Annotated in this window: 2 protein-coding genes and 2 pseudogenes; 1 reads left to right on the forward strand and 3 read right to left on the reverse strand. The window is 61.7% G+C overall.

What is annotated here, in order from left to right:
- The 3 genes and pseudogenes from JWR14_RS20395 to JWR14_RS20405 form a co-directional block, all read right to left on the reverse strand.
- Positions 1-292, reverse strand: a pseudogene (locus tag JWR14_RS20395) (glycosyltransferase family 1 protein); the annotation flags it as partial.
- A 90-nt stretch (positions 293-382) separates the two neighbouring features.
- Positions 383-1,195 carry a glycosyltransferase gene (locus tag JWR14_RS20400; protein WP_299710509.1) on the reverse strand — a complete coding sequence of 271 codons (813 nt, stop codon included), beginning with the start codon at positions 1,193-1,195 and terminating at the stop codon, positions 383-385.
- Positions 1,192-2,448: an oligosaccharide flippase family protein gene (locus JWR14_RS20405; RefSeq protein ID WP_299710512.1), complete on the reverse strand. Its 1,257-nt coding sequence runs from the start codon at positions 2,446-2,448 to the stop codon at positions 1,192-1,194. The genes JWR14_RS20400 and JWR14_RS20405 overlap by 4 nt, the downstream gene beginning before the upstream one ends.
- A gap of 605 nt (positions 2,449-3,053) precedes the next feature.
- On the opposite strand from JWR14_RS20405, the pseudogene JWR14_RS20410 reads away from it, so the two are divergent.
- Positions 3,054-3,358: pseudogene (locus JWR14_RS20410) on the forward strand (phosphomannomutase/phosphoglucomutase); the annotation flags it as partial.

Below are 3,358 nucleotides of genomic sequence, written 5' to 3' on the forward strand. Positions count from 1 at the left end.
TGATTGTGTAGTGAAACACCATGTGCGGCCGGGTGGTGCGGTATTCGCGATAGAGCGCGGCGAGCGTCTTCAGGTCATCGCGGGGATTGGTGCCTTTTGACGCCACCGGCAGCTCCACGCATCGGCATCCCATTTCTTCGAGCGGCGCGAAGGTCCGGTCGCGCGGCGCGATCACGGAAACCTCCACGCCGCGTTCGATCAGCATCCTCAGCAAGCCGCGCCGGTAGGTGTAGTTCGCCCACGCGGTGTTGCAGACGAGGGCAATGCGAAGGCGGGATTTCTCTGCGTTCATTCGATAGGTTTCAGATACGGTATGTCAGGCGCTGGGTAAAGGGGGTTTAAGGCAAGGGCCTGAAGCAAGGACTTGCTTCAAAGTCTCACGTCATGGGTGAAACAAGCGTGTTTTCAATGCGCGCAACGCGCCGTAAGGCAGCATCAGATGCGCAATATTCTTCGCCACGCCGAGCCAGTCCGGCAGGTTCGTCAAACGCATGTATTTCAATTGCAGCCGCAGCGTGGACAGCGTTTGAGTACGGCGTTTTGTCGCGCTGATACCGTGCTCGTTCAGTTCGTAATACACGCCGAACTCCGGCAGATTTGCGCAGTCGTGGTCTTGCATCAGGCGTAGGAACAGATCGAGGTCCTCAGCCGCCCGATACTCCGCGCGATAGTTACCGGCGTCCATCACGGCGCCGACGCGCAGCATCATCGTCGGATGGGAGAAGCAGGCGCGCAGCAGCATGACGTGGCGAATCACTGCCGGCTCGGCAGGCGGGCGAAGGTCGAACAGCGGCGCGCCCTCCATGCTCACCACGTGCGTCCACATGCCGAGCGCCGCCGTGTTCGGATGCGTTTCCATATAAGCGCGCTGCTTTTCCAGCCGATACGGCGTCGCCAGATCACCCGCATCAATGCGCGCCGCGTATGTGATGCCACGTGCCGCCAGCGCGGCGACGCCCGTCTGCAACGCTAACTCAATACCGCCATTGCGCGGCATGCGCAGCACCTCGATGACGAGGTTCCCAACCGACGGCGCGACGATGGGCGGCAGGCTGCCGTCATCTACAACCAGTACCCGTACCGGCGCACGCTCGCAGAACGATGCGAGCGTGCGATCCAGGTCGTGCTGGGCGTTGAACACCGGGATCAGCACGGTGACGTCGTCGAGCGTCGGGGATGGTGAGTAGGTGCTCATACCCGCAGCCTGAAGCGAATGTAGTAGAAATTGACCGATGCCGCTGCGAGATACCCCGCCGCCAGCCCGATCAGCGCGCCGTAGCTGCCCATGCGCGGAATGGCGATCAGGTTCACGACGAAAGCCACCGCCAGCGCCAGCAGCCACTTGGCGAGCAACACGAATTTCGCCTGGTATTTAAGCACGACGAGGTTCCCGATCGCTTCAACACCAGCCGGCACCGAGAGCCACACCGCCCAGCGGAAAATGCTGATGGATTCGGTGTAAGCCGGCCCGAACACGCGCGAGATGATGAAACCCGCGAGCAGGTCGAGCACGATTGCCCCGCCGATCATCAGCGCCGCCGTCATCGCGATCAGGCGGCCGACGTTGCGTTTCAGTTGCACTGCATCGTGCACGCGATACACGAACGCCGGCGCGATCGTCTGCGCGAGCATCAGCGCGAGCGTGATCCAGTTTTCGTTGAGTTGCTGCGCGGCGGAATATCGACCGAGATCGGCGAACGAAATGTGACGTTCGAGCATGAGCCGGTCGAGCTTCAGGAACAGATACATACAAATGAGGCCGAGCCAGAACACGGTGCCGGCGCTCGCGAAATGGCGGAACAGCGAGCGGTCGATGTGCCAGCCGAGCTTGCCGCCGTGTCGATGCATGTAATACAGCATCAACACGCCGCCGATGACCGCCGCTTCCAGCGCCCACAGCCAGCCGAAGCGCGCCGGGCTTGCTGCTGCGCGCACGAGCACGTACACGAGCGCGGCTTTGGCGAGCGCCGTGAGCATGCTGGTCAGCAATTGCGGTTTGCTGTACGTCATGCTTTGCAGCCATGCGTTGATCACGCCGACGAACGGTTCTCGAAACAGCATGGTCACGGCGAGGCCGGCGAGCATGGCGCCGACGAGGGGATTGGTGAAACCCGCTGCAATGCCGATCCACGTGAGGACGAGTGCCGCCGCGGATACACCCATGCGCAATACGAACGCGCTGCCGAGCACCGTGCCGAGCTGGCCTGGCGGGCGATTCACGATGGTCGGCACGAGGATTTCCGCGCCGCACACCCAGGTGATGGGCGAGAGGACGAGCAGCAGCGTGTTGGCGTATTGCCATTTGCCGAAGACATCGGGGCCAAAGTAGCGCGCGAGCAGTCCGCTGATGGCAATGGCGACCGCGATCTGCGTCAGGCGTTCCAGACCCAGCCAGACGATGTTCGCCAGCGCCTTGGTGACATCGGGGTTCTTGATCCGGTTCAGCATCCGCGGACGGCGCCTGACGTTTTAGTAGCCATAGGCATGGCGCTTGCGGTAAAACAGCTGCCCGGGCTGGCTGCAATCCCTGGCGGGACGCGGTTGAAAACCGTCCCGGAAACCCTGTCGGGACCCGTCAACCTACGCGCGGTTTTCCGCCATTCGGTGCGACGTTTGTACTTTGTGGTGAAAAAGCGTCCGGGCATTGGATTAGAATATTTGCGCAGGTCCGCGCGGAAAGACTGCGATTATAGGTGCGAACAGTTACGCGCAACCGCGTGGTTGATGCCTGGTTGATGCTTGGTCGACGCGTGGACGAAGCTTGCCGAGGGGACGCTGAGGGGTCTCCGAAGCGGGCGTTACGAGCATCGGGATCGCGCGCGACGAATTTCTTTCGTTATTTTTTCGCGTTTCGTCCGGTATCGTTTCTGGCCGCTCGTGCGTTGGGCGAGTTAGTCGGCGAGTTGTCGGGCCAGTTAATTCAGCGCCGTGGCCGGGTGGGTCGAATCAGGTTTTTTGTCGTTGGCCGCAGGTCTGTATCAAGGGGTCTCCGTGACCCGGGACGCTTCGGGATGCCCCGGAACCATTTAAATTATTAGTCAGGTAGCCATTCCATGAGCCAGTCACCGCAAGTACCAGTTACCCAGTCCATTTTCAAGGCTTACGACATTCGCGGGATCGTGGGCAAAACTGTCGATGCCGGCGTCGCGCGCAAGATTGGCCGCGCATTTGGCAGCGAGATTCGTAGCCAAGGCGGCGACTCGGTCGTCGTGGCCCGTGATGGCCGTCTCTCAGGTCCGGAGCTTGTTGGCGCGCTTGCAGCCGGGCTGCGTGAAGCCGGCGTGGACGTGGTCGACCTTGGCATGGTGCCTACGCCCGTGGGTTATTTCGGGGCCAGCGTGCCGCTCGCGCTGCCTTC

Origin of the sequence: Caballeronia sp. (genome assembly GCF_028292365.1) — a bacterium.
In the GTDB taxonomy this organism is placed as follows: domain Bacteria; phylum Pseudomonadota; class Gammaproteobacteria; order Burkholderiales; family Burkholderiaceae; genus Caballeronia.